Raw genomic sequence first — 22371 nt, 5'->3', positions numbered from 1 at the left:
CTCTGGACGGTGACCGGTAGTGGACGAGCGCTCGGCAGAGCGCTCATGTTCGCTTCAGAACCATAGGTTTCGGCTATTATAGGGCCACTCGAAGTCCATTCCCTCGTTCCCGCCCAGCAGCCTCGCGGCTGCGCCGGACTGATGCGCAAATTCCTCCGCAAGCTGTTCACTCTCGCCCTGGTTGTGCTGGTGCTATCGACGGCTCTGCTCGCCGCCAGGTTCCTGGCGCCGATCAGTCTGGCGCGCGACACGGTCGAGTTCACGATACCGCCCGGCAGCAGCCTACGAGCCGCAGGCCGCGAGATCGCTGCCGCGGGGGCTGGAATCGATCCCTGGGTTCTGCTCATCCTCGCCAGGCTGACGGGCGTTGAAGCTTCGATCAAGGCCGGCAGCTACGAGATCCACCGCGGCATCACGCCGCTGGAATTGCTGAAGAAGCTTACCCGTGGCGACTTCACGCAAGCTGAAGTGACGTTCATCGAAGGATCGACGTTCCGGCAAATCAGGCAACGCCTCGATGCCCACCCGGATCTGCGCCATGACACGACCGGCCTGCCGGAGGCCGAGATCATGCGCCTGCTTGGTGCACCAGGCGTGGCCGCCGAGGGTTCGTTGTTTCCGGATACCTATCTTTTTGCCAAGCGCAGCAGCGATATCGAGTTGCTGGCGCGGGCTCGCCGCGCGCTGGAGCGGCATCTGGCAAGCGAATGGCAGGCGAGGGCGGCTGGACTTCCGTATCGTGAGCCTTACGAAGCCTTGATCATGGCGTCGATCGTCGAAAAGGAAACCGGTCGTGACGAGGATCGTTCGCTGGTGGCGGCGGTGTTCGTGAATCGCCTGCGCCAGGGAATGCCGTTGCAGACCGATCCGACGGTCATCTACGGCCTTGGTGAGGGCTTCGACGGCAACCTGCGCAAGCGCGACCTCCTTGCCGATACGCCCTACAATACCTACAGGCGCCGGGGTCTGCCGCCGACGCCGATCGCGATGGCTGGTCTGGCTTCCCTTCAGGCTGCACTGCATCCGGCGCCCAGCGATGCGCTGTATTTCGTTGCACGTGGCGATGGCAGCAGTCATTTCTCGCGTACCCTGGCTGAGCACAACCAGGCCGTGATGCGCTATCAGAAAGGCGGGAAACCTTGAGTCAGCCCGAGAACAAGCTCCGAGGAAAATTCATCACCTTCGAGGGCATCGATGGCGCCGGCAAGAGTAGTCATATTGCCGCCGCCGCGGCTTTCGTTCGCGACCACGGGCTGAAGGTGGTGGCCACCCGCGAACCAGGTGGCACACCGCTTGGCGAGAAGCTCCGCGAACTGCTGCTGCACGAGGCCATGCATCTCGAAACAGAAGCCTTGCTGATGTTCGCTGCGCGCCGAGAGCACCTCGCACAGGTGATCGAACCGGCACTCGAACGCGGTGACTGGGTCATCTGTGACCGCTTCAGCGATGCCACCTACGCTTACCAGAGCGGCGGACGGGGCCTTGATCGAGAGAAGTTCGCGCAACTTGAACAGTGGGTGCATGGTCATCTGCAGCCTGACCTGACGCTGCTCTTCGATCTGCCGTCGGCGGTCGCTGGCCTCCGGATCACTGCACAGGCGCGTGACCGGGACCGGTTCGAGCAGGAGCGGACTGATTTTCACGAGCGTGTGCGATTGGCCTATCTCGAGCGCGCAGCCGCTGCGCCTCGGCGCTTTGCCGCGGTTAATGCCGATCAGGCTGCCGAAGTAATCGAGAAAGTGGTTCTACAAACTATTTTAACTAATTGTTTATGAATTTAATTGAATTGCACTCGCCGGTCTGGAATCAACTGCAGGCGAGGCGGGCACAATTGCCGCATGCGCTGTTGATTTCGGGTCAGCGCGGGATTGGCAAGTTTGATCTGGCGCGTTCATTCGCCGAGTCGCTGCTCTGTGAAAACGCTGGCGAGTCCGGCACGGCCTGCGGCAAGTGCCTGGCCTGTGGCTGGCTGGCGCAGGGAAACCACCCAGACCTCCGCCTGCTGCAGCCGCAGGCGCTCGCCAGCGGCGAGAGCAGCGAGGCGGGTGAGGGCGAAGAAGTGGGCAAGAAGAAGCCAAGCCAGCAGATCACGATTGATCAGGTGCGCGCGCTGGATGACTTCCTGCATGTGGGTACGCATCGTCACGGCGCGCGCCTGGTCTTGCTCAATCCGGCCGAAGCAATGAATCGTGCAACCGCCAACGCTCTTCTTAAATCACTAGAGGAACCAATCGCATCTACATTGTTTATATTGGTATCCAGTGAGCCGCACCGTCTGCTGCCAACGATCCGCAGCCGCTGCCAGCTGTTGCCCGTCGGCCGGCCGACGCAAGCGGTCGCGATCCAGTGGCTGCACGATGCCGGGGTTCGTAATGCCGAGAACTGGCTGGCACTGGCCGGTGGTTCGCCGCTGCTGGCGCTTGAACTGAACGGTAGCGGCGAGCGCGCCCTGCTCGACTCGTTACTCGCGCAGGTGTCACGCGCTCAGGGACTCGATCCTCTGGCGGCGGCCGCGGAGATAGACAAGGTGGTCAAGGCTGACAAGCGTCCGGCACCTTTGAAGCGCGCCTTCGATTGGGCGCAGAAGTGGTTGTTCGACCTGACACTGGCGAGCGAAGGTCTGGCCCCACGCTACTTCCTGGCGCAGGCAGCGCTGCTGCAACGCCTGGCGCAAGGCACTGACAGCCGCAAGCTCTTGGCATTCAGTCGAAAAGCGATACAATACAAGGCCCAGTGTGAGCAACCCTTGAATAGCCGCCTGTTTCTTGAAGACTTTTTCCTGAGCTACGCAAGACTGTTCCGAACCTCCTGAGAAGGATATGGCAGACGCAGACACCACCAGGTCAGTGGCTCCCGCCCCCCCGCGCCCGAGCGTATTGTCGCTGAACATCAACTCGAAATCGGCACTGTACGCGGCGTACATGCCGCTGTTGCGGAATGCCGGTATCTTCATTCCGACGACACGCAACTATTCGATCGGCGATGAGGTGTTCATGCTGCTGTCGCTGATGGACGACCCGGCGAAACTCCCGATCGCCGGGACGGTCGTCTGGATCACCCCTGTTGGCGCCCAGAACAACAAGGCCCAAGGAATCGGCGTTCACTTCAAGAGCGACGAAAGCGGCAGCGAGGCGCGCCGACGTATCGAAGGGCTACTCGGCGGGGTGATGCAGTCCGGTCGGCCGACGCATACCATCTGATGGTGGTTTAATGCTGGTTGATTCCCACTGTCACCTCGATTTTCCGCAGTTGTCGGACAGCATCGAGCAGGTCGTTGACTTGATGCAGGCCAATGGGGTTGGCTGCGCGCTGTGCATCGGTGTCACCCTGGAAGATCTGCCGCGCGTGCTGGCTCTGGCCGAGGCATGGCCACTGCTTCTGGCCTCGGTTGGCGTTCATCCGGAGGCGACCGAGGTGCGCGAACCGACGGTTGCCGAACTCGTCGAGTTGGCAGGCCACCCGCGGGTGATTGCCATCGGGGAGACCGGGCTGGACTACTACTGGCACAAGGATGCGCCCGAGTGGCAGCGGGAGCGGTTCCGGACCCACATTCGCGCTGCCCGCCAGGCGCAGAAACCTCTGGTCGTTCATACCCGTGAGGCGGCGGCAGACACGCTGCGCCTGATGGAGGAGGAGGGTGCCGGCGAGGCTGGCGGCGTCATGCACTGTTTCACCGAGACCTGGACGGTTGCCGAAGCCGCACTCGATCAGGGTTTCTACATTTCGCTGTCCGGTATCGTCACCTTCAAGAAAGCGCTCACGGTGAGGGAGGTGGCACAGCGCGTGCCGCTCGACCGCCTGTTGGTGGAAACCGATTCACCCTATCTCGCCCCGGTGCCCTATCGTGGAAAAACCAACCAGCCAGGCTATGTCAAGCAGGTCGCGGAAGAAGTGGCACGCCTGCGTGGCCTGAGCTATGAGGCCCTCGTCGACGCCACAACAGCCAATTTCTTCCGTCTGTTCCCTTCCGCCCGTTCGAAAGTTACTCAATGAAGATCCTCGTTCTATTGTTTGCCTTGCTCCTGCCCGCCCTGGCCTCAGCCGGAGCGTACGAAGACATGGAGGAGGCGCTGATCTCCGCCAACACTTCCTGGGCCATCCAGTTGATCAACCGTGGCATGGACGTCAATTCGGTTGACGCGACGGGTAACACGCTGTTGATGCAGAGCGTCCAGCGCGACAACATGGATTTCTTCGACTTTCTTCTCAAGCGGCGCGCGCGGCTGAACACCCGTAACCGCAACGGCGAGACCGCGCTGAGCCTGGCAGCGTACCAAGGCAAACTACCGTTTGTGACACGCCTGGTCGAAGCAGGCGCAGATGTTAACCTGTACGGCTGGCCGCCGCTGATCTACGCAGCCTTCAACGGTCATGCCGCGGTGGTCGACTACCTGCTGAAGAAGGGCGCCGAGATCAATGCGACAACCGCGAATGGCTCAACGGCGCTGCTGTTTGCCGCGCGCTTCGGGCACCTCGAAGTGGTCGAGTTGCTGCTGCAGAACAATGCCAATCCGAACATTGCCAACGAGCGCGGTGCGACCGCCATCGACTGGGCGCTGAAGACCGAGAACACCGATATCGCAGACCTCTTGCGCAAAGCTGGCGGGCGCGCCGGTGAGTCGGCGGCTGGCGCGCGTTCAAGGTGAGAAAAATGGGGGCAGGGGACGCACCTGCACCCTGCCTGCCTGGAGGAAGCGGTTGATGATCCGGTAGATGTCGGGGTCGAAGCCGCCCCCGCTCGGTCCGTCGGCAAGGCGCGCCTGCAGCGCTTCTTCGCTGTGCTCCGTGCCGATCAGGCGCCAACGGTCGATCAAATGGAGATCCTCGCGCATACCGAACTCGTCTCGCTCGATCAGCACCAGCGGTCCCCTGTAGGGCCAGACCCTGACTTTCAACCTGGCCAGCGCGGTCATCAGGCGGGCGCTGTGCAGCGCCGGCGCTTCCTTGCCAATGCAGACGCCCCGGCAATTCTTCTGCCGGTAAGCGGTACACGCCGCGCCTCTGGCCCCTTCCTCGAGACCTAGCAGCTTGTGGCACAGACGGTGAGCGTCAGCCAGTGTGCGCAGGCTTCGCAAGGCCTCGCGACGACTGGGGTACAAGCCGAAGAGATCATCGGTCAGCGCAAAATCGATGTCATCAGCGAGAGCGAGTAGCGGCCGGAAGTCGCCCTCAGCGCCTTTTTCCAGTTGCCACGAACAGAGCTGGCTGGCCGCAACGGGCAGCCTGGAAGAGGTCCTCCCGGCAGCCTGTTCAGGTGCGGCAGGGGATCCCGAACGAGCCAGGTCGATCGCGTGCAGGCGTGCACCCAACTCGCCCGCCGCTTCACGCCAGTCGATTCTCCAGGTGCCGCGGATCAGAGTGCTCTCGCGCTTGTCCACGCTGAAGTGTGCCAGTACCTGCTGGCGCAGGTTGCTGCTGTGCCGGCTCAGGAGCAGGCGACCATCCTCACCGTAGAACGCATAGGCACCGGCCGCTTCGGGTAGATCGTCGATCAGCATGGGATCGATCTGGGGCGGCAATTCGGGGCGCCCGACGATCACCGCCACGGCGCTCCGGATCGTTGCCGCCGGCAGTTGCTGGTGCCAGCATTGCCACAGGTCCCACAGCAGTCGCGCGTCGGCCAGCGCTCGGTGACGCGTACCGGCGACGCTCAGCCCATGACGCGCCATCAGGGTGTCCAGGTTATGCCGGTGATGCTGCGGAAACAGCTTGCGCGAGAGCTTGACGGTACACAGTTTCGGCGTACGGAAATCCACCCCGATCCGGCTGAACTCGCCTTTCAGGAAGCCGTAATCGAACCGGGCGTTGTGGGCGATGAGCAAGCGCCCCCGCAAGCGGTCGAGCAGAGTGGGTGCCAGCTCGCGAAAAGTGGCGGCGGAACAGACCATTGCGTCATCGATGCCAGTGAGCCCGGTGATGAAGGACGAAAGCGGCGTTTCTGGATTGACCAGCGTGCTCCATTCACGGACACCGTTCTCGTCGACTTCGATCAGCCCGATTTCGATGATGCGGTCGTTGGCAAAGTTGGCCCCGCTGGTTTCAAGATCGACAAAGACAAGGGGTTCGGGCGCGAGGAGGGCTGTCATCTCTGGAGGGTCAACGCCGCCACGAACCGGGGCCGATGGACAACAGACTGGCAACGGGCCACTGCAAACTCATTCTCGCGGGTCAACAGACCGGGCATCAGGCTGCCGCTGCCTGCGCCACTGACGCAATCGCGTCGGCAAACACGTCGGTGAGCGCCACGGGAAAGTCGTGTGCCATCCCTTCGATCACCCGCATCTCGGCACCCGGGATGTGCGCCGCCACATCGTAACCGCAGGCGATCGGGATCAACGGGTCGTCGGCACCGTGCAGCACAAGCGTCGGCGCCGTGATCGTCGCCAGCAGAGCACGCCGATCACCGCTGGCGAGAAAGGCGGCCAGTTGACGCGTCACCCCGCGCGGGTAAAAACCACGCTCATGTTCCTCGGTGAACAGGTTTCGCAAGCGCTGCGGACAGCTTGGAAATTCCGGGCTGGCGACGGCCAGTTGGCGCCTGATGGCGTCTTCGATCAACGCTTCCTTGTCTCGCGTCGGCGGCAACGGCGCCATCAGCGCCTGCGCCGCCGCGGGTGTGGGCGGTGGCAGGTCAGGATGGCTGCTGGTAGACATGATGCTGGTCAGCGACAGTGTGCGCTGCGGATAGAGCGCGGCGACGATCTGCGCAATCGCACCGCCCATCGAGGCGCCAACGACATGGGCCTTCGCGATACCCAGCGCATCGAGCAGACCGATGCAATCGGCGGCCATGTCTTCGAGCGTATAGGGCGCTACCAGCGGCGTCCCCGTGCGTAGCGCGCGACCCACATCCGGAACGCCGGCCTGGTCGAGTTTGCTCGACAGACCACAGTCGCGGTTGTCAAAACGGATCACGCGATAACCGCGGTCGACGAGCGCTTCGCAGAGTTCGATGTTCCAGCGAGCGAGTTGCGCACCAAGCCCCATGATCAGCAGGATGGCAGGCGCCGACTCGGCACCCAAGGCTTCATATTCGATCTGAAGATTGTTGGCAGTGATTTGTGGCATTGGGAAAAGCTCAAAAAGTGAGTAAGACGACGCGAGCCATCGTTCTGGCAATCTACCACCGAATCGATTGAACGGGCCTGAGAATTGGCCAAATGGAGCCCTTGCGGACGAAGAGCCGGCGATTGTGAAAATCAATAAACGGGATTAGGTTAGCCATGCAATGCACTGATTTCATTACGCTTGTGCAACATTGCTGACAACCCGCTGGTCAAGATCGTCGTTCAGGCGAGTGACGGCGGAGCGACAGTCGGCTTCATCGGTCATGGCGTGTGCTCATCAGTTTGCTGTCTGGACGTCTGCTTGGTATGCTGAATTACCGATAATTCGTATTATGTAAACTCATGGCAACATGCGGGGCCTTGCCTCGCCCTGAGCTTTGATCCGCTGATGGTTTGCAAAACGTTTGAAACATTTTTCCGAAACGTTTGAAACATTCCCGAAACGTTTGAAACAGGATTTCTGCCAACTATCACCCGAAATGCGCACCCTCAAAGACTCGCCGGGGTCAAGCCGGTTACGTTGGGCAATATGCCAGGGCAGGAATTTACCTTGTGGGTCGGGTCGCTGTAACCGACGGGCGGGACGCCATCCTGCTCGCAGCAGCACCCCCGCATGACCGTCAGGCCCGAAGCCCTACGATATCTGACGACGCTTTTCCAGATCCTCTTGCCGGTCACAGCCCTGTCAGTATAGATCACCCGGCCAGGACGGAAGTTTGCATGCTGAATCCTGCGCGGGCAATGCCGGCTGGCGGGCATCCTCGTTTTCCATCGGCGGCGGCTGGCCACCGCGTTAAATCTGGGGCCAAGAAGCGAGACTTAACGCGCCAACGTCAAGAAGACAGATGACGCCAGGGCCGGCAGATCAGCCCCACTGACGAGCAAGCACCGGCCTACCAGGTGCGAGCGCTATCGGCCTGCGAAGACGTTCGGGAACGATCGCCGCAATACTTCGGCATCGTCGGGGGGCGTCGACGGCGGGATATGCGGCTTTTGCACAGTCCCGGCCAAACCGGCAAGGCTTTCTGACGGGGTATCCGGGTGGAAGACGCCAGCCCCACCGAATGCGCTGTTGAATGCGTCAATCCCCCGGTCAGACTCGCGTGGGCCGGTCGCAGCGCCAGCGGGCCGGCTCGATGAAAGCCCGGCCAAGTCCGTCAGACTGTTCAGGCCGGGCGTGTTGGTCAAGGAGATATTGAGGAGGCGATCAACCTCCCCCGTTGCGTCGTTGTACGTGAAAACCGGGGAAATGTAACGGTATTCGCTGGCGGCAATCATTTGGCGCGCCTTGGCCGTCCATTTGACGTCGACAGCAAATAAGCCTTGCCCTTCGCGCCAGGCGACACGGCCAAACCATCCTGCTGCCGGAACAGGGTGGCCGTTCTGCTTCGCCAGCAGCGATTGGTGTTCGTAGTCGATCACCAGCTCATCGCGGGAGGCAAGGTCGGCCACGATGCGGGCTGCAATTGCGGCATCAATCCGCCAGCCAGGCAGCCCGGCGGGGCGTCCATCGTTGGCGCGAAAGACCCCAGCCGGCATGATGCGAATTTCCTTCCCGGCGGCTTTCAGGGGCTCGGCGGTTGACGTCGGGCTGGTCATCATGACGCTTTGCCTTTCGGATCGGTGCGAACAGGGAAGCCGATCTCGCGAAGATCACGCTCTAGATCGGCCTTGCGCTGTTGCAGATTGACCGCTTGAACGTTCAGTTCTGCGAGCGCTTGGCGTCGCTCTTGGCGGGTGGTTCCGATCTTGCCAGGGTGGATTTTGTCGTATCCGAGTTCGGCTGCCGGCATGGCTGCCATGATATTTTTCAGCCCTTCCCGGATCAAGTCACCGAAGAAGAGGTAGATCATTTGATCATCGCACTTGACCTGCCCGCGCGTGAGAAACTGCGCTCTGCCCAATGTTGGGTCCGTGCCTTCAATGGCGGCCTCCAGGTCACAAAAACGCAGCGGCTTACCCAAATCGGAAGCAACACACGGGTGTTCAAACCCGCGCATATTGCCCGTGGCGAAAGCGGCAATCGACTCTCGAACCGACGCGCTGTATCGATGGCCACAAGCCTCGATCAGCTCGAATATTCCGGCCTTCAGGTCTTCCGGTGGCAGATAGGCCAAAGGCAGGGCTTTCAGCTCTTCTTGCACAGCGGCTAGCGACGCAGTGACTTGCGAATGCTCTTGGCGCAGATCATCGGCGGTTTTCCGTAGCAGCTCGTAAGCTGCGCGAACGTCTGCGATGTTTTGGGGGGGCATGGGTTGGTTTCCTTCTGAAGACTCGGGGTTGGTTGCTATGTGGTCACGACCGTTGTAGGTGATCCCCTCCTGCCTCGTGCATGGCAGAGGGGATCTCGGGACATGGGGCGGAGCGGGGTGAAGAGCCCCGGATTCCCGGCTATGCGCCTCTCGCGGGTCGTTTGGACCTTTTCGGAAACCCTGTATTACTCCCTGAATTTTCATTCTGAATTCTGGCCAGGCGCTTGGATTGAAAGGCCGGGTAGGTCAATCTGATCCCAGGATCGATTGAGGATGGTTCTGATCTGACGTTCTGTCAGTGCATATTGTTTTGCCAGGGAAGTGACGGATTGACCCTCGTCATACGCTGAGAGAATCAGCCAATTCCGGGCGAGGCGCCTCGCCTTTACGCAGCGAGGCACGTTAATCGCGCATCCGCCATAATGGGCAACCAGCGTGACGTAAGCGGCTTCCCCGATCAACGATTGAAGACGTTGCGCAGTTGAAGCCCTCGGGCCGCGCCCTAACGGTATCCTGATTAGCGTTCCCCCGGCGGCTTCAGCGATGGCTAGCGCATGGCGCAAACCTATGACTTCGCTTAGCTCAACCATGGAGGTTGGCAGCCCCAAATGATGAATTGATTCCATCCTGGCACCTTACCGAGACGGCACCAGGGCCGATGGCCTTGAAGGGCTTCACGAGCACAAAATAGCCAGGCACGGGCGGGGGTGCGGGTGTCGACACGCCGGGCCGGGCGTACCCTCAAAGACTCGCCGGGGTCAAGCCGTTCCCGCAGGGCAACATGGATTACCTGCGCAACCAAATTGGTAACGCAGGGTGGATAAGCCGTTCCCCCAGGGCAATATGCCGATACGATTTGTATCGGCATGGTCAGCAAGGGACGCTGTAACCGACGGGCGGGACGCCATCCTGCTCGAAGCAGCACCCCCGCATGACCACGGCGCTTGCGCGCGCTGATATCTGACGACGCTTTTCCAGATCCTCTAGCCGGTCACAGCCCTGTCAGTATAGATCCCCTCGCAGGGAAAAAAACCCCGGCACAGGGCCGGGGCTCAGAATCGCGTTTTAAGGCTTCGGACTGGCCGGGGTAGCCTCAGCTATTCCCCGCGAAAAATAACCGCGTTAAGTAGACGGTAACTTTGCTCCTGGAGGCTTTGACGCTACGGCGAGAGATAGCGATTTGCAGGGATAGCCAGACCTGACCGCCTCATCGCCCCCTGACAGTTGAATCTCCATCCGCGAGGCATCCTTGAGCGCCATTCTTACCAGCTCATCCACGACCGACACCAGGTGATTGACTATGTCAATTTGCCACGCCATGCGAAGCGCGTCGGTATTTTCGGTTTCGATCAGCGGGATACACTCGGCAACGCAGCGAAGGCTGTGCAGGTGCCCCTGCAGATCCCAGTAGGCACCCGGCAGCGCTCCGAAGTTCTGTGGTGTCGCGCTCATGCGGATTCCTTCGGGGAGTCGTACCGGGGGGGATTTGCGGGGTTCTTGAGCAAGTACCCCTCACTGGCAGAGTTCATGAGGTCTCTGGCGACGATACGCAAGAGATGCCCGAGGGAGTCGATAAAGCCATCATTTCCCGTCACCTCATCGCCAGCCGCTCGCACCAGATCCGCCAGTGCATAAAGGCCAACGCTGGCGAATTCGACTTGTCTGAATAGCTCTTTTGCATGTTTCACGGGGCAGTTATCCATTCTGTTTCTCCTTCGTTTCGAGGTTGCGAAGCCAGCAATTGAGCGCTGCAATCAACAGCCGCATGCTGTTGGTGGTCAGGAATCGCGGGTGGTCAAGCTTGGCGTTACGCTTGACGAACGCGGCGAATCTGGCATCGTTGCAACCAGACATGCCAAGCCGTCGGCACAGCTTGTCCGCCGTGTTCCATTGCGCGGTACTCGGGCGGTTGCCCTCCCCTTGACCGCCACGAACGCGCTTGAGGCGGGGGTTATCCATGACCTTGCAGGTATTGCGAAGCACGTCCGCCACGCGGGCCAGCTCTTGGTCAGTGCAATCCTTGCAACTCCGCTTGCCGGTGTGTTTTTCCAGGAAGGCTTGATACTCCTCCGACCCTGCGCCAAACCCCAAGCGCGCAGCGCCCATGTGAATCAGGCCGTAATAATCTTGACGGGTGGGCATGACTAAAACCTCCTGATCTTGCGGAGTGCGGCAGAATCCACGGTGCCGTAAAGGTCCATGGACATGCGAAAAATGTTCGTCATTGTCCGCAGTGCGCCGGATTGTCTCGCCGCATTGAGGCAATACTCCTTGTCTTCCGCTCCCCAGGCAGACATGACGGCGAAAACGTCGTTTTCAGTCAAGGCATGCTGCCCGTTCTTGCCTTGCCCAAGACCGGCAATGTCTACTCGGAAATCCTCAACCCGGCTGAGAAGTTGCGCATATTTGGCAGTCTTCAAGCGGCGGTAAGTTTCGCCACTGCCGAGAATGGCGATACCGAATGCGCCCTTGTCTGGAAAGCTGCGAAGCCCGTTGAGAATACTCATTCCAAGCCGTTTCGTAGCATCGGCCGTATGCTGCCCCTCATCGATGATCAACACGCCATTCTTGCCTTCTGTCGCCCCAAGAATGGCGCGCGACAGCTCGAACTCGGGGCGCGATTCGTACCGGTCTTCCCCCAGGATTGAAGTGCAGATCAAGCTGAGAATGGCTTTCGGCGAAATGCAGTATTCGTTCAACTCGATGGTCCACACCGGACAATCAAAGCCCTCCCCTTTGCGAGCCCGCGCGATGTATTCGTTGACCGACTCCGTTTTTCCCAGGCCGGAAGCGGCGTCAATCAGAACGGTCTCGCGCATGAATCTGGCCAGCTCAATGCCCTTGATAACAGCTTGTGTCACGCTCGTTTCGACCCGAAACGGACACCGGTCTTTGGGATTCCTGCCGGCCTTGTCAAGCGCCTCGAAGTAGCGTTCGAGCGCTTCAGCGATCAAGAACGAAGTTGGCTTCTCGCCGACACGCCTTGCCGATTGAAAGCAATTCGGCTTCCGTAGCCACATGTCAAGGCGTTCCGGATCAACGCCGGCGGCTCGCGCGATGGTTTCGACGCCTTGCCCAGGGTTTTTCTTCAGTTCATCCGCAGTGCGATCACGGAGAGATTTCCAGAGTTCCGTGTCCAAGGGTGTCTGTTGAGCAGCAAAAAGCCAAGCGGAATCGAGTACGTGATTTTCTTTTTCCTGTATCATTGTTTGCCCTTCAGCAGTTCATCAATCTCATGTGGGGCCGCGCTTTGTCTTTTTCCGCTTGTATTTTCCGGGCCATTGCGGAAAGCCGTTCCTCATCCTCTTGCGTGGTGGCGGTCGCTTGAGGGACGGCGGCGGTTCTTCCCTGAGAAATCTTCCCGGTGTCCCGGTGCCTCCACTCCGCAGGGTTGCCCGTCGGAATCAGCAGATCCTCTATTTCGGTTACAGGGGCCGGTGCGGCGATCCGCTTGCCTTCGCAGGTGACGGCGTGAATCGGTGATGGCAGGGGGGTCAGGCTGGTCACGCCAGGCAATGAGGGCTGATCCAGTTGGCCAGCCTCGCCGATGGCCTTCAATGCCGCTTTTTTCGGCTTCATGAAGGCATTCTTGGCGGCAACGTGCGCGGCGGAGCTCGCGCCCCCTTGCTCTCGAAAATCAATCGCCTCAATCAGCCTCGCGTCGTCCAGCCATTTTTCGCCGTCATAGATGGCCACCGGGCGCTTTGGATCTTCCAGCTCGTAATAGACGTTGTGCTTCCTTGACAGCACTTCAAGCGGCGAGTTGGCGATCTTCTCGCTCCAGTAACGGCACCGGCCATAGCCGGGGATCTGCAGTGTGTACGTGGTTTCCTTCTTGTCCGGCTTGATCTGAGCGCTACCCATCTTGCACAGGCGCAAATGGGCAGCCTGAACCGGTGGACGGGGGTTTTCGGCGCTGAGCGTCGTGTAGACTTCCATCGGCGTGCGACCATCCATGCCGCTGCCGGTGTGCCGGTGTTGCATGTTGAAGTACTCCAGAACAGCGGCCAGTTTTTGCTCGTAGAGCGCAATCGGAATGGCCTTCTCGCGGTCAAAGTCTTCTGGTTTTGCAACCGGGTTGCGGCCACAGTACGCGCCCTGAAACTCCGGCGCTTTGTCGCATCGGTCGGCATAGAAGCGCCAGCCTGACTCAATCGGCTTGTCCTGCCCCCTCCCCGGCTTCGACCATTCGGCCTTGGTGCCGACCAAGGTCATGATTCCAGGCTGTTCGCCCGGCATCACCTTGAAGCGATAGCGGTTTGCCTGTCCACCACTGACCGACTTGGCGGCATATTCTCGCCCGTTGTCGATCTTGGCGAAGTCTGGCGCGCATCCTGCCCGCTCAAGGGCCATGCCGAATGCTGCCAGCACGCCATCTGCCGATGGATTCAGGTAGCCTTTGACCCCCAGGACAAGGCGTGAACGAACCTCCCGCCAGGCGATGATGAAAGGCCGGGCGATGCTGCCGTCTGGCCACCGGCAAACCACGTCGGCCTTGCGCCCGTCTGACTCCCATAACTCATGCAGGGCCAAGCTTGTGTAGTCCCGTTCGACCGAGGGATAGCTTTGCTCCAGGGCTTTCGGTCCCTTGCGCCCGACGGTCATCAGCCATGCCGGCTCCTTCTCCAAGCGATACTGCACCGCGTGATAGCTGGGGATCAACCAGCCCTTGCCGGGGGCCACGGTGCGCGCGTCTTCGAGCACTACGGCCAACGACGTTTCTGAGGTGTTGAGGAATTTGGCTCGGATGTACTCGTAAGCTGCCGGCGTGAAATCCGCCCAAGGCCGTCCACCCTTGTAACGCGGCCGCAGGAGCGGCAACCAGTTCAACTTGGGTTGCCCATCGGTGACCGTCCGGTAACGCCACAAGGTGGCCTTGCTGACTCCAAACTCAGAGGCTACGGCCTTTTCTGCCTCGCCGATGGTTCGCCCGCTGGCCACCAGATCGTGGAAGAAAGACAATGCCTCGAACGCGTCTTGTGCGCGGCGTTTCTGGTCCGCTGGGCTTCGCTCGAAGGCATCCCACATCACGCCAGCCTCTACCCCTGCCGGCTTCACCGGTGCCGGGGCGGCGATCGTTGGCAGGGTCGCTGCCAGGTGCGCGGCTTGGGCCTTGAGGATCTCGGCGTGCAGCTTCCGTTGAGCGGGGGCCGGCAGGCTGGCAACGGGGATCTGCCAGGCGTCAATGCCGTTGACTCGGGCCTTGATTGCGCCCTCGAACTTGCCGGATTCACACTGTCGGGTAATGGTCGAAGAAACTCGCTGAAGTAGCTTCGCTGCCTCTGGCGCTCCCAAAAATTCCGGAACCTTGCACGAACCTAGGTCGTGCATACGGCGTGCACCGCCTTCCCGTGTTTTTTCGCAAAAGCCAGTAACGGCAAGGCTTCTAGCCTGGTCGTGCACGTTACCGTGCGGTGCATCTGGAATGCACGACCTATTTACACCAGGGTCGTGCATTTCATGGCTGTTTGATGCCCTCATTGCACGACCTCAGCAGACCACACCGTGCCGGAAAACTTCTTTCCCAGTCGAGAAGCAACGGCATTGGCGGCGGCCTCCGATTCGTACCGGGCTGCCCGGTCCTGTTTCCAGGTGGCAGCCATGCCGGTAGACGTCAAGGCGGCGGCGTAAATGCCTGCCATTGCGCGGCCTACTACGTCGGTGCAGCGCACCAGGTAGAGATCACTCATGGCTGAATTCCTCCACTATTTCGCCTTCCTTGATGCCCAGGAGCACGGCCGCTTTGTGACTTTTCCCGATCCGCCCGCTAAATCTCCCTTTCAGCACGCCGGCAACCACTGAAGTAGATAGCCCATTGGCTATGGCCCAACCACGCATGCTCTGCCCCGTGCGGGAGAACTCCTCGATGACTTCTTCCCGCGTCCTTAGTTTTTCCTGTCTCATGTTGGCTCCTGTTATGATTGATGCACACAAATCATACAGGAACAAATGTTCCTATGTAAACGATGGAACCGAAAAAAACAGGAACGTTCGGGTCTCGCTTGAGGCAAGAACGGGAGGCTCTTGGCTTATCTCAAGTCGAAATGGCCGAAAAATTAGGCATCACAGCGAGATCTCAGAGGAACTACGAAACAGGAACGCGCGTTCCGGATGCGGAATACTTGATGGCCGCGTCAAGAATCGGTGTCGACCTAATTGTCCTCTTGCACGGTGAGGAGGCGACTCGCCAAGAACACTTTGAATGGAACGATGTTTCTTACGTCATCGCTTTAGAAAAGGCATTTGGGATCAAGCATGAAGACTTTGAACAAGCGGTTGAACTATCCCTAGTAAACGATGATCTGTGCGTTTTTGATCCTGAAATCTTGTTTCTCGAACTGAGACGGCATAGCCCCGTCATTCGGGTTCTCATTGAGCGGGAAAGCGGCCTCGATACGGTCTTGCTTGCTGGCATTTTGATGGGCGTTGAATCAGCCTTACATCTGCGCCAACTGACGATGGTGCCTGACAAGAAGGCTCAAGCCGTGGCCATGCTCTACCGTTCCTTCAAGGCCAGCGGCAAGGTAGATCCCGCCATGATCGAGGAAGCCGTTAAGCTGGCTGCTTCGTGACCCCTTTTTAACGCGTCGGATCTGGCTGTGCCAAATACCGCGCAACCTCCCGACCAAGAACACCAGGGGTTCGGCCAGGAAGCCAAGATCCGGGCCAGAAATGACGAAGCGCCGGCCAGGTTTCCCCCGGCTCGACGCCTCGTTTGCGAAAAGGTTTGAAACAGCCCAAACGGAGGGCATTCCTGTTTCAGATATTTTGGTAAACCGGGCATTTTCGTCTAGAAGTTTCAAACCTGCCTGAAATCTCTAGCAGCCCTCAAACCCTTGCCCCGTCTGGGCTTGCGGCGTCTACCCTCTCGCTCCGTGTTGTTTCAAATGCCCTGCTCCCCCTCAGCGGACCACTCCACTTCAGTCCTGAAGTTCGACCCGCGCACGGAAAAACTCCAGCGCCTCGGGGTTGGCCAGCGCTTCGAGGTTCTTCACCGGCCGGCCGTGCACGACGTTGCGCACTGCGAGTTCGACGATCTTGCCGCTCTTGGTGCGCGGGATATCGACCACCTGCAGCACCTTGGCTGGTACGTGCCGAGGGGTGGTGTTCTCACGAATCTGTTGCCTGATTCGGCCGGTCAGCGGCTCGTCTAGGGACATTCCTTCACGCAGCTTGACGAAGAGAACGACGCGCACGTCGTGCTCCCATTCCTGGCCAATCACCAGCGACTCCAGCACCTCGGGCATTTGCTCGACCTGGCGGTAGATCTCGGCAGTGCCGATTCGCACGCCCCCAGGGTTGAGAACGGCGTCCGAGCGGCCGTAGATGATCATGCCTTCATTGGCCGTCAACTCCACAAAATCGCCATGGCACCAGACATTGGCGAAGCGGTCGAAATACGCCGCGTGGTACTTTGCACCGCCGGGATCATTCCAGAAGCGCACCGGCATCGCCGGGAAAGCTGCGGTGCATACCAGTTCGCCGCGCCCACCCTGGCCAGCCGGAATCGGCTGGCCGTCGTCGTCGAAGACGTTGACCGCCATACCCAGCCCGCGACATTGCAGTTCACCGCGGTAAACCGGTAGGATAGGACACCCGAGCGCGAAACACGAAAGGATATCGGTGCCGCCGGATATCGAGGCCAGCAGAAGGTCGGGTTTGATGTCGCGATAGACGTAGTCGAAGCTTTCCGGTGCCAGTGGGCTGCCGGTCGAGAACATCGCCCGCAGGGCCTCCAGGCGGTGGGTCTCACGCGGCTTCAGACCCGCCTTGGCAATCGCATCGATGAACTTGGCCGAGGTGCCGAAGTGGGTCATGCCCTCGACGTCGGCGTAGTCGAAGAGGATCGTTCCGGGTCGGCCGGTGGCGCCCGCCACAAACGGCGAGCCATCGTAGAGCAGCAGCGTTGCCCCCGAGGCAAGGCCGGAAGCCAGCCAGTTCCACATCATCCAGCCGCAGGTGGTGAAGTAAAAAATCCGGTCATCGGCCCTGACGTCCCCATGCAGCTGGTGCTCCTTGAGATGTTGCAGCAGGGCACCGCCATGGCAGTGCACGATGCACTTCGGAACACCGGTGGTGCCAGACGAGAACATGATGAACAGCGGGTAATCGAAGGGCAGCGGCGCAAAATCGATTTGGGTGGCAGCAAAGGGGGCGACGAAGTCCGCATAGCGCAAGCCGTTTCTGACCCCCCTCACGTTGGGGGACTCGGCGAGGTAGGAAACCACCACGGTGTGGGTCACACTTGGCATCTGGGCGGCGATTTCGGCGTTCCTGGCCATGCAATCAACCGGCTTGCCGTTGTACCAGTAGGCATCAACGCAGAACAGGACCCTGGGTTCGATCTGCCCGAACCGATCCAGCACGCCCTGGACCCCAAAATCGGGCGAGGCGGATGACCAGACCGCCCCGAGCGAGGTGGCGGCGAGCATGGCGATCAACGCCTCTGGCATGTTTGGCAGATAGGCGGCGACGCGATCCCCCTGCCCGACCCCGGCGGTCTTGAGGGCCTGCGCACAGCGCGAGACCTGCGCGTAGAGTTCGCCATGCGAGAGGCGGCGCCTGAGCTTGTCTTCACCCCAGAAAACCAGCGCGTCAGAGTCATCACAGCGGCGCAGCAGGTTCTCGGCGTAGTTGACGCTGGCTTCCGGAAACCAGCGTGCGCCGGGCATCCGGTCGCCATTTTCGAGCACCGTCGTGCCGCGCTCGCCGATCACCTGGCATTCGTCCCATATCGAGGTCCAGAAAGCTTCGGGCTGAGCCACCGACCAGCGCCAGAGACTGGCGTAGTCCGAGCAGCCCACACGCCAGCAGCTGTTCACCGCCGCCATGAAGCTGCCGAGCCTGGCAGCAGCGATACGTTCGGCGCTAGGGCGCCAGAGTGCGTCGCGGTTCATCTCCCCTCCTCCCCGCTGTCGTCATGCGGTCAAATCCGCGCGCAGGTCCTCCGGAATGGGCACCGACTTCCCTGTTGCCACATCCATCCAGACGATCTTTGAATCGCCTGTCGCGTAGACGGTATCGTCTCCCTGCAGGCGGATTTCGTAGTGGGTCGGCACACTGCTCCGGCCAGGAGGTCCGCAAAACATCCTCACTTCGACGACGCCAGGGTAGTTTAGCGGCACCAGAAAGGTGCAACTGGCGTTGATAATTACCGGCGCCGAGCCACGTGGCATCACCTTGAAGCCGAGCTTCTCCAGATACTCGACGCGGGACTGCTCCATGTACCGGAAGTAGACGGTGTTGTTAACGTGTCCATAAGCGTCCATGTCTCCCCATCGAATAGGAATCAGGCTGCTCTGGACGAGTTTGCGTTGGCTTGGCATTGGCGCTCCGGTTCTCGATCTTGTATGCTCGGCCGCGTTGCTGACCGTCAGCGGCCCGTGTCCAGGGGTCCGGCGACGGCACTTCACGCGCGCCGCCGGGTGTTCCTGCCCGCTATCAGAACATGTCTTCCGCTAGCGCCAGCACGCCCTCAGCCCCCTCGGTCACGCTACTCGCCAGGCCAGCGGCCTGCGACAGCACGTGGTCGGCATAGAAGCGCGTGGTCACCACTTTTGCCTTGTAGAACGGATCATTGTCGCCACCGTCGATCTTCGCTTGTGCGATCAGCGCAGCGCGCGCCATCTGCCAACCGCCGGCCACGATCCCGAGCAGCGTCAGGAAGGGAACGGCACCAGCCGATGCGGCTCGAACGTCCGCGCCGTAAGTGGCGACCAGCCACTCACCAGCCTCAGCCAGCGCATCCACGCCAGCCGAGAAACGGCTGCGAATGGCAGCAAAGTTAGCCCCGTTCTGCTTGGCCAGGTCGGCGTCGAGGGCACGCATCGCAGCAATCACAGACTTGAGGGTAGCACCACCCTCGCGCGCCATCTTGCGGCCGATCAGGTCGTTAGCCTGGATGCCGGTGGTGCCCTCGTAGATCGTCGAGATCTGTGCGTCACGCAGGTGCTGTGCAGCGCCGGTTTCTTCGACATAACCCATGCCGCCATGCACTTGCACCCCGATCGAGGCGATGGTCACCCCGGATTCGGTACTCCAGCCCTTCACCACCGGGATCATCAGGTCGACGAAGGCCTGATTGTGCTTGCGTACCTCGCTGTCCGGATGACGGGAGGCTGCGTCGTGGGCTGCTGCCACCACGTAGGCCAAGGCTCGCGTGGCCTCGGCGCGTGATTTCATGATCATCAGCATGCGGCGCACGTCAGGGTGATTGATGATCGGCACCTTGGGGCCGCCGCGCACTCCGATATCCGTACACTGGATGCGGTCGCGTGCGTAGTCCCTCGCCCGTTGATAGGCCCGCTCGCAAGCCGCAACCCCTTCCAGTCCGACCCCGAAACGCGCCGCGTTCATCATGATGAACATGTACTCGAGACCCCGATTCTCCTCGCCGACGAGGTAGCCTGCGGCACCCCTGTGGTCGCCGAAGGCCATGATCGCGGTCGGGCTGGCGTGAATGCCGAGCTTGTGCTCGATCGACACACAATAGGCGTCGTTGCGGTCACCCAGGCTGCCGTCGCCATTGACCATGAACTTCGGCACCACGAACAGCGAGATGCCCTTGACCCCCTCGGGTGCCGTTGGCGTACGGGCCAGGACGAGGTGGATGATGTTCTCCGCCATGTCGTGCTCGCCGTAGGTGATGAAGATCTTCTGGCCGAAGATTCGGTAGCTGCCATCGGCCTGCGGCTCGGCACGCGTACGCACGGCGGCAAGATCGGAGCCGGCGTTCGGCTCGGTCAGATTCATCGTCCCCGTCCACACGCCGCTGACCATCTTTTCGAGGTAAGTCTTCTTCAATTCGTCGGTGCCCGACAGCACCAGTGCCTCGATGGCACCAGTCGTCAGCAGCGGACACAGTGAAAAGGAGTGGTTGGCCGACTTCCACATTTCCCCGACGGCCGCCGCCACCACTTTGGGCAGCCCCTGGCCACCCCACTCGGGTTCGCTGGCCAGCGCCGTCCATCCACTGTCGGCGAACAGCTTGTAGGCCTCCTTGAAACCAGCCGGCATCGTCACGGCCTTGTCGTGCCATCTGGCCCCTTCCTGGTCGCCAGGCCAGTTGAGCGGTGACAAGACCTCCTGGGCAAACCTCGCGGCTTCCTCGAGCACCGCATCAACCAGGTCGAGCGTCGCCTCTTCGCAACCCGGCAACTGGGCCACCTGTTCCACCCCGGCGAGTTCCTTGAGCACAAACCGCATGTCACGGATCGGGGCAATGTATTCACTCATGTGCTTCTCCTTCTATGGCTTCTATGGCTACTGTGGAAACTCCCGGGTTGCTTCGCGAGCTCCCGAAAGGTCAATCAAGAACAACAATTCCTCGACGATGGGCAAGGTGAAGCCGCTGCGCAGTCCGTCACGATTGTCGCGCAACAGCTTCTCGAGATAGTCGGAACACTCCGGTCTTCCCCAGAGGGATATGATCTGGTCGCGAATGCGCGGGATCTCTTCCAGCGTAACTGCTTTTCCCGGTACGCCCTCGACCGGCAGGAGCTCGAGTTCCTCGCTTGGTTCTCCACCACTCCAACGAATGACTTCGACGTTGAAGTTCCGGTTCAGCTTCAAGGTCAATGCTTCGAACTCCTTGCGCATGCCGTTGCGCTCGTAAATCTGCAGTAGCCGGATCCAGGGTCGCAATGACTCCTGCGGCAGAGCTGCGAGGTATTCCTCCAGGGTTCTGGCCGCTCCGGTCACGCGACCGAAGGAGAGCATGATCTCAGCCAGTTCGAGCGCGGGAGCGGCGCCGGCAATTTCCGGCCCGGTGTGCGCGGTCAACGGAGCCGGAGCCGGCAGTGCAGTCGGCTGCGGAACCGGAGCCGCGCGGAGCGTCGGCTCGGTGGCATGCCCACGCGGCTTGATCGCGCCGGTCGTCGTCGGCTCCGTTTGCAAGAACTCGGGGTTACCCGGGGCCGACACCGGGAAAGCGGCGGGTCCGCGAGCGCGAGCTTCTACCGCGAGACCTTGACGGCGGAGCACCAGGAGCAAGACCAGTACCGCCACCGGGGCAAGCCCGGCAACCAGCAGCCACGGGTCAGAATCTGCCGCCGCTGCGGCCAGTTGCTGGCGCAGGTCTGGCGGCGAAGCCAAACCGCCAGTTTGTACCGCCGCGGCCGGGGAAGTGCTTGGCACATCCGCTGCCCGATATGACGACGCTGGCGCAAGCGGAATCGTGGGCGCCTTGGCCGTGGCGAGAGCGAAATCGCTGCCCGGTGCGGGCGGAGTCGAAGGAAGTGCCGTTGCCACGCCTTCCAGCCGTTCCTCTGCCCTCTTGAGTTCGGCCACATTTGCTTCCAGCCAGGCAAGCTTCTCGCTCAGGGCTTTCGGATCGTCATTCGCTTCATTGAGCATCTCCAGCGTGCGATGTTCCAGACGCAATAATTCACGACCGAGAACGCTGCTCTGCCCGGAGGCAGCCAGCTGCTCGCTCAGGCGTAACGATGCTGCCTTTTCAGACCCAACGCTTCCCGATGTCTCCGGCTCCGGGCGCTTGGCTGCCGGCGGCTGGCTGCGCGCCGCCGCTGGCGCTATCGTTCGCCCGCGCTCTGCGGCAGGCGGCGGGTCCGCTGGCCGCTGCACTGACCGGGCCATGGCAGTTGTGCGCGGCGCTTGAGCGGATGCTTCACCGGACGGCGGCGAGAGCAACAGCGTGTATCGACGCGAAGCACCGTCAGCACAGGTCGACCGGACCCCGAGCTGTATCACCGGATCATGTACGGGGGCTGCTGAGACGATGTTCAGCCTGCCCTTGCCGCGTTCCCGCTGGTAGTCCAGGCGCGCCGCCGTGATCCAGGGAAAGTCATCGCTGACCGATTCTGGTTGGTAGAGCTTGAGGCAGGCGGGGTTGAAGCGCTCTGCCGGGTGCTCATCCACGTCGATTTCAGCATACAGGATCTGGCCCAACCGTGAACTGCTGCGAATCTCGCCAAGGATGACCGCACTCGCCTCAGGCGTCGCAAGAGACGACAACACGGCTGCAACAATCAGTAGCCAACCGGGGACTCTCGATGCCATCAGCAAAGGCCACCTTGTCGTTGAAACCGCTTCAG

The 22371-nt window shown here is 60.9% G+C and carries 23 protein-coding genes; 7 read left to right on the top strand and 16 right to left on the bottom strand.

What is annotated here, in order from left to right; all coding sequences use genetic code 11:
* Positions 1-141 precede the first annotated feature (141 nt).
* Genes mltG through V5B44_RS12645 form a run of 6 tightly spaced genes read left to right on the top strand, consistent with a single transcriptional unit; the run spans position 142 to position 4646 of the window.
* Positions 142-1143, top strand: a complete 1002-nt coding sequence (mltG, locus tag V5B44_RS12670; protein WP_332359379.1) for an endolytic transglycosylase MltG — start codon at positions 142-144, stop codon at positions 1141-1143.
* Entirely contained in the window at positions 1140-1775 is a 636-nt protein-coding gene (gene tmk, locus V5B44_RS12665) for a dTMP kinase (RefSeq protein ID WP_332359378.1), read from the top strand. The genes mltG and tmk overlap by 4 nt, the downstream gene beginning before the upstream one ends.
* Positions 1772-2812: a DNA polymerase III subunit delta' gene (gene holB, locus V5B44_RS12660; RefSeq protein ID WP_332359377.1), complete on the top strand. Its 1041-nt coding sequence runs from the start codon at positions 1772-1774 to the stop codon at positions 2810-2812. Before tmk ends, holB begins: the two co-directional genes overlap by 4 nt.
* Positions 2813-2819: 7 nt before the next feature.
* Entirely contained in the window at positions 2820-3200 is a 381-nt protein-coding gene (locus tag V5B44_RS12655; RefSeq protein WP_332359376.1) for a PilZ domain-containing protein, read from the top strand.
* A 10-nt stretch (positions 3201-3210) separates the two neighbouring features.
* On the top strand, positions 3211-3993 hold the full coding sequence (locus V5B44_RS12650; RefSeq protein ID WP_332359375.1) for a TatD family hydrolase: 783 nt from the start codon (positions 3211-3213) through the stop codon (positions 3991-3993).
* On the top strand, positions 3990-4646 hold the full coding sequence (locus tag V5B44_RS12645; RefSeq protein ID WP_332359374.1) for an ankyrin repeat domain-containing protein: 657 nt from the start codon (positions 3990-3992) through the stop codon (positions 4644-4646). Before V5B44_RS12650 ends, V5B44_RS12645 begins: the two co-directional genes overlap by 4 nt.
* Here the strand turns inward: V5B44_RS12645 and V5B44_RS12640 are convergent.
* The 12 genes from V5B44_RS12640 to V5B44_RS12590 form a co-directional block, all read right to left on the bottom strand.
* On the bottom strand, positions 4638-6086 hold the full coding sequence (locus V5B44_RS12640) for a 3'-5' exonuclease family protein (protein WP_332359373.1): 1449 nt from the start codon (positions 6084-6086) through the stop codon (positions 4638-4640). The two genes, V5B44_RS12645 and V5B44_RS12640, sit on opposite strands and share 9 nt — an antisense overlap.
* 97 nt (positions 6087-6183) lie before the next feature.
* Positions 6184-7068 (bottom strand): alpha/beta fold hydrolase, encoded by an 885-nt coding sequence (locus V5B44_RS12635; RefSeq protein WP_332359372.1) that lies wholly within the window; start codon positions 7066-7068, stop codon positions 6184-6186.
* A 908-nt stretch (positions 7069-7976) separates the two neighbouring features.
* A complete protein-coding gene (locus tag V5B44_RS12630; RefSeq protein WP_332359370.1) occupies positions 7977-8669 on the bottom strand; it encodes a phage protease in 693 nt (230 codons plus the stop codon).
* Positions 8666-9319, bottom strand: coding sequence for a hypothetical protein (locus tag V5B44_RS12625; RefSeq protein ID WP_332359369.1), 654 nt, complete (start codon positions 9317-9319; stop codon positions 8666-8668). The genes V5B44_RS12630 and V5B44_RS12625 overlap by 4 nt, the downstream gene beginning before the upstream one ends.
* A 200-nt stretch (positions 9320-9519) precedes the next feature.
* The gene (locus tag V5B44_RS26670; protein WP_434735454.1) at positions 9520-9909 is read right to left on the bottom strand and encodes a Mor transcription activator family protein; all 390 of its coding nucleotides are present in this window, start codon (positions 9907-9909) and stop codon (positions 9520-9522) included.
* A 532-nt stretch (positions 9910-10441) separates the two neighbouring features.
* Entirely contained in the window at positions 10442-10771 is a 330-nt protein-coding gene (locus V5B44_RS12620; RefSeq protein WP_287632688.1) for a hypothetical protein, read from the bottom strand.
* Positions 10768-11022: a hypothetical protein gene (locus V5B44_RS12615; protein ID WP_332359368.1), complete on the bottom strand. Its 255-nt coding sequence runs from the start codon at positions 11020-11022 to the stop codon at positions 10768-10770. Before V5B44_RS12615 ends, V5B44_RS12620 begins: the two co-directional genes overlap by 4 nt.
* Positions 11015-11461, bottom strand: coding sequence for a phage protein GemA/Gp16 family protein (locus V5B44_RS12610; RefSeq protein ID WP_287632693.1), 447 nt, complete (start codon positions 11459-11461; stop codon positions 11015-11017). The genes V5B44_RS12615 and V5B44_RS12610 overlap by 8 nt, the downstream gene beginning before the upstream one ends.
* Before the next feature lie 2 nt (positions 11462-11463).
* Positions 11464-12525 (bottom strand): AAA family ATPase, encoded by a 1062-nt coding sequence (locus V5B44_RS12605; RefSeq protein WP_332359367.1) that lies wholly within the window; start codon positions 12523-12525, stop codon positions 11464-11466.
* Between the two features lie 10 nt (positions 12526-12535).
* Entirely contained in the window at positions 12536-14800 is a 2265-nt protein-coding gene (locus V5B44_RS12600; protein WP_332359366.1) for a transposase domain-containing protein, read from the bottom strand.
* On the bottom strand, positions 14797-15009 hold the full coding sequence (locus V5B44_RS12595) for a hypothetical protein (protein WP_332359365.1): 213 nt from the start codon (positions 15007-15009) through the stop codon (positions 14797-14799). The genes V5B44_RS12600 and V5B44_RS12595 overlap by 4 nt, the downstream gene beginning before the upstream one ends.
* Positions 15002-15223 (bottom strand): DNA-binding protein, encoded by a 222-nt coding sequence (locus V5B44_RS12590; RefSeq protein ID WP_287632703.1) that lies wholly within the window; start codon positions 15221-15223, stop codon positions 15002-15004. The genes V5B44_RS12595 and V5B44_RS12590 overlap by 8 nt, the downstream gene beginning before the upstream one ends.
* A 62-nt stretch (positions 15224-15285) precedes the next feature.
* On the opposite strand from V5B44_RS12590, the gene V5B44_RS12585 reads away from it, so the two are divergent.
* Complete coding sequence (locus V5B44_RS12585) at positions 15286-15891, top strand: helix-turn-helix domain-containing protein (protein WP_332359364.1); 606 nt, start codon at positions 15286-15288, stop codon at positions 15889-15891.
* A gap of 348 nt (positions 15892-16239) precedes the next feature.
* Here the strand turns inward: V5B44_RS12585 and V5B44_RS12580 are convergent, their stop codons facing one another.
* From V5B44_RS12580 to V5B44_RS12565, 4 genes are all read right to left on the bottom strand, one after another.
* Entirely contained in the window at positions 16240-18216 is a 1977-nt protein-coding gene (locus V5B44_RS12580) for an acetoacetate--CoA ligase (RefSeq protein ID WP_332359363.1), read from the bottom strand.
* A 21-nt stretch (positions 18217-18237) separates the two neighbouring features.
* The gene (locus tag V5B44_RS12575; protein WP_332359362.1) at positions 18238-18645 is read right to left on the bottom strand and encodes an acyl-CoA thioesterase; all 408 of its coding nucleotides are present in this window, start codon (positions 18643-18645) and stop codon (positions 18238-18240) included.
* 115 nt (positions 18646-18760) lie between these two features.
* Complete coding sequence (locus tag V5B44_RS12570) at positions 18761-20554, bottom strand: acyl-CoA dehydrogenase (protein ID WP_332359361.1); 1794 nt, start codon at positions 20552-20554, stop codon at positions 18761-18763.
* Between the two features lie 27 nt (positions 20555-20581).
* Positions 20582-22336 (bottom strand): type IV pilus assembly protein FimV, encoded by a 1755-nt coding sequence (locus tag V5B44_RS12565; protein ID WP_332359360.1) that lies wholly within the window; start codon positions 22334-22336, stop codon positions 20582-20584.
* Positions 22337-22371: the final 35 nt, after the last annotated feature.

This window comes from Candidatus Accumulibacter necessarius (assembly GCF_036625085.1).
The sequence above is the reverse complement of the archived record's forward strand: the minus strand, read 5'-3'. Positions and strand labels throughout refer to the sequence as shown.

Coding starts and splice junctions, on each gene's coding strand:
- V5B44_RS12650 (WP_332359375.1), top strand. CDS start 3,211: ATGCTGGTTGATTCCCACTGTCACCTCGATTTTCCGCAGTTGTCGGAC.
- V5B44_RS12640 (WP_332359373.1), bottom strand. CDS start 6,086: ATGACAGCCCTCCTCGCGCCCGAACCCCTTGTCTTTGTCGATCTTGAA.
- holB (WP_332359377.1), top strand. CDS start 1,772: ATGAATTTAATTGAATTGCACTCGCCGGTCTGGAATCAACTGCAGGCG.
- V5B44_RS12605 (WP_332359367.1), bottom strand. CDS start 12,525: ATGATACAGGAAAAAGAAAATCACGTACTCGATTCCGCTTGGCTTTTT.
- V5B44_RS12655 (WP_332359376.1), top strand. CDS start 2,820: ATGGCAGACGCAGACACCACCAGGTCAGTGGCTCCCGCCCCCCCGCGC.
- V5B44_RS12580 (WP_332359363.1), bottom strand. CDS start 18,216: ATGAACCGCGACGCACTCTGGCGCCCTAGCGCCGAACGTATCGCTGCT.
- V5B44_RS12585 (WP_332359364.1), top strand. CDS start 15,286: ATGGAACCGAAAAAAACAGGAACGTTCGGGTCTCGCTTGAGGCAAGAA.
- V5B44_RS12590 (WP_287632703.1), bottom strand. CDS start 15,223: ATGAGACAGGAAAAACTAAGGACGCGGGAAGAAGTCATCGAGGAGTTC.
- V5B44_RS12610 (WP_287632693.1), bottom strand. CDS start 11,461: ATGCCCACCCGTCAAGATTATTACGGCCTGATTCACATGGGCGCTGCG.
- V5B44_RS12565 (WP_332359360.1), bottom strand. CDS start 22,336: ATGGCATCGAGAGTCCCCGGTTGGCTACTGATTGTTGCAGCCGTGTTG.
- V5B44_RS12570 (WP_332359361.1), bottom strand. CDS start 20,554: ATGAGTGAATACATTGCCCCGATCCGTGACATGCGGTTTGTGCTCAAG.
- V5B44_RS26670 (WP_434735454.1), bottom strand. CDS start 9,909: ATGGTTGAGCTAAGCGAAGTCATAGGTTTGCGCCATGCGCTAGCCATC.
- V5B44_RS12645 (WP_332359374.1), top strand. CDS start 3,990: ATGAAGATCCTCGTTCTATTGTTTGCCTTGCTCCTGCCCGCCCTGGCC.
- V5B44_RS12595 (WP_332359365.1), bottom strand. CDS start 15,009: ATGAGTGATCTCTACCTGGTGCGCTGCACCGACGTAGTAGGCCGCGCA.
- V5B44_RS12635 (WP_332359372.1), bottom strand. CDS start 7,068: ATGCCACAAATCACTGCCAACAATCTTCAGATCGAATATGAAGCCTTG.
- V5B44_RS12600 (WP_332359366.1), bottom strand. CDS start 14,800: ATGAGGGCATCAAACAGCCATGAAATGCACGACCCTGGTGTAAATAGG.
- V5B44_RS12575 (WP_332359362.1), bottom strand. CDS start 18,645: ATGCCAAGCCAACGCAAACTCGTCCAGAGCAGCCTGATTCCTATTCGA.
- V5B44_RS12615 (WP_332359368.1), bottom strand. CDS start 11,022: ATGGATAACTGCCCCGTGAAACATGCAAAAGAGCTATTCAGACAAGTC.
- V5B44_RS12630 (WP_332359370.1), bottom strand. CDS start 8,669: ATGATGACCAGCCCGACGTCAACCGCCGAGCCCCTGAAAGCCGCCGGG.
- V5B44_RS12625 (WP_332359369.1), bottom strand. CDS start 9,319: ATGCCCCCCCAAAACATCGCAGACGTTCGCGCAGCTTACGAGCTGCTA.
- mltG (WP_332359379.1), top strand. CDS start 142: ATGCGCAAATTCCTCCGCAAGCTGTTCACTCTCGCCCTGGTTGTGCTG.
- V5B44_RS12620 (WP_287632688.1), bottom strand. CDS start 10,771: ATGAGCGCGACACCACAGAACTTCGGAGCGCTGCCGGGTGCCTACTGG.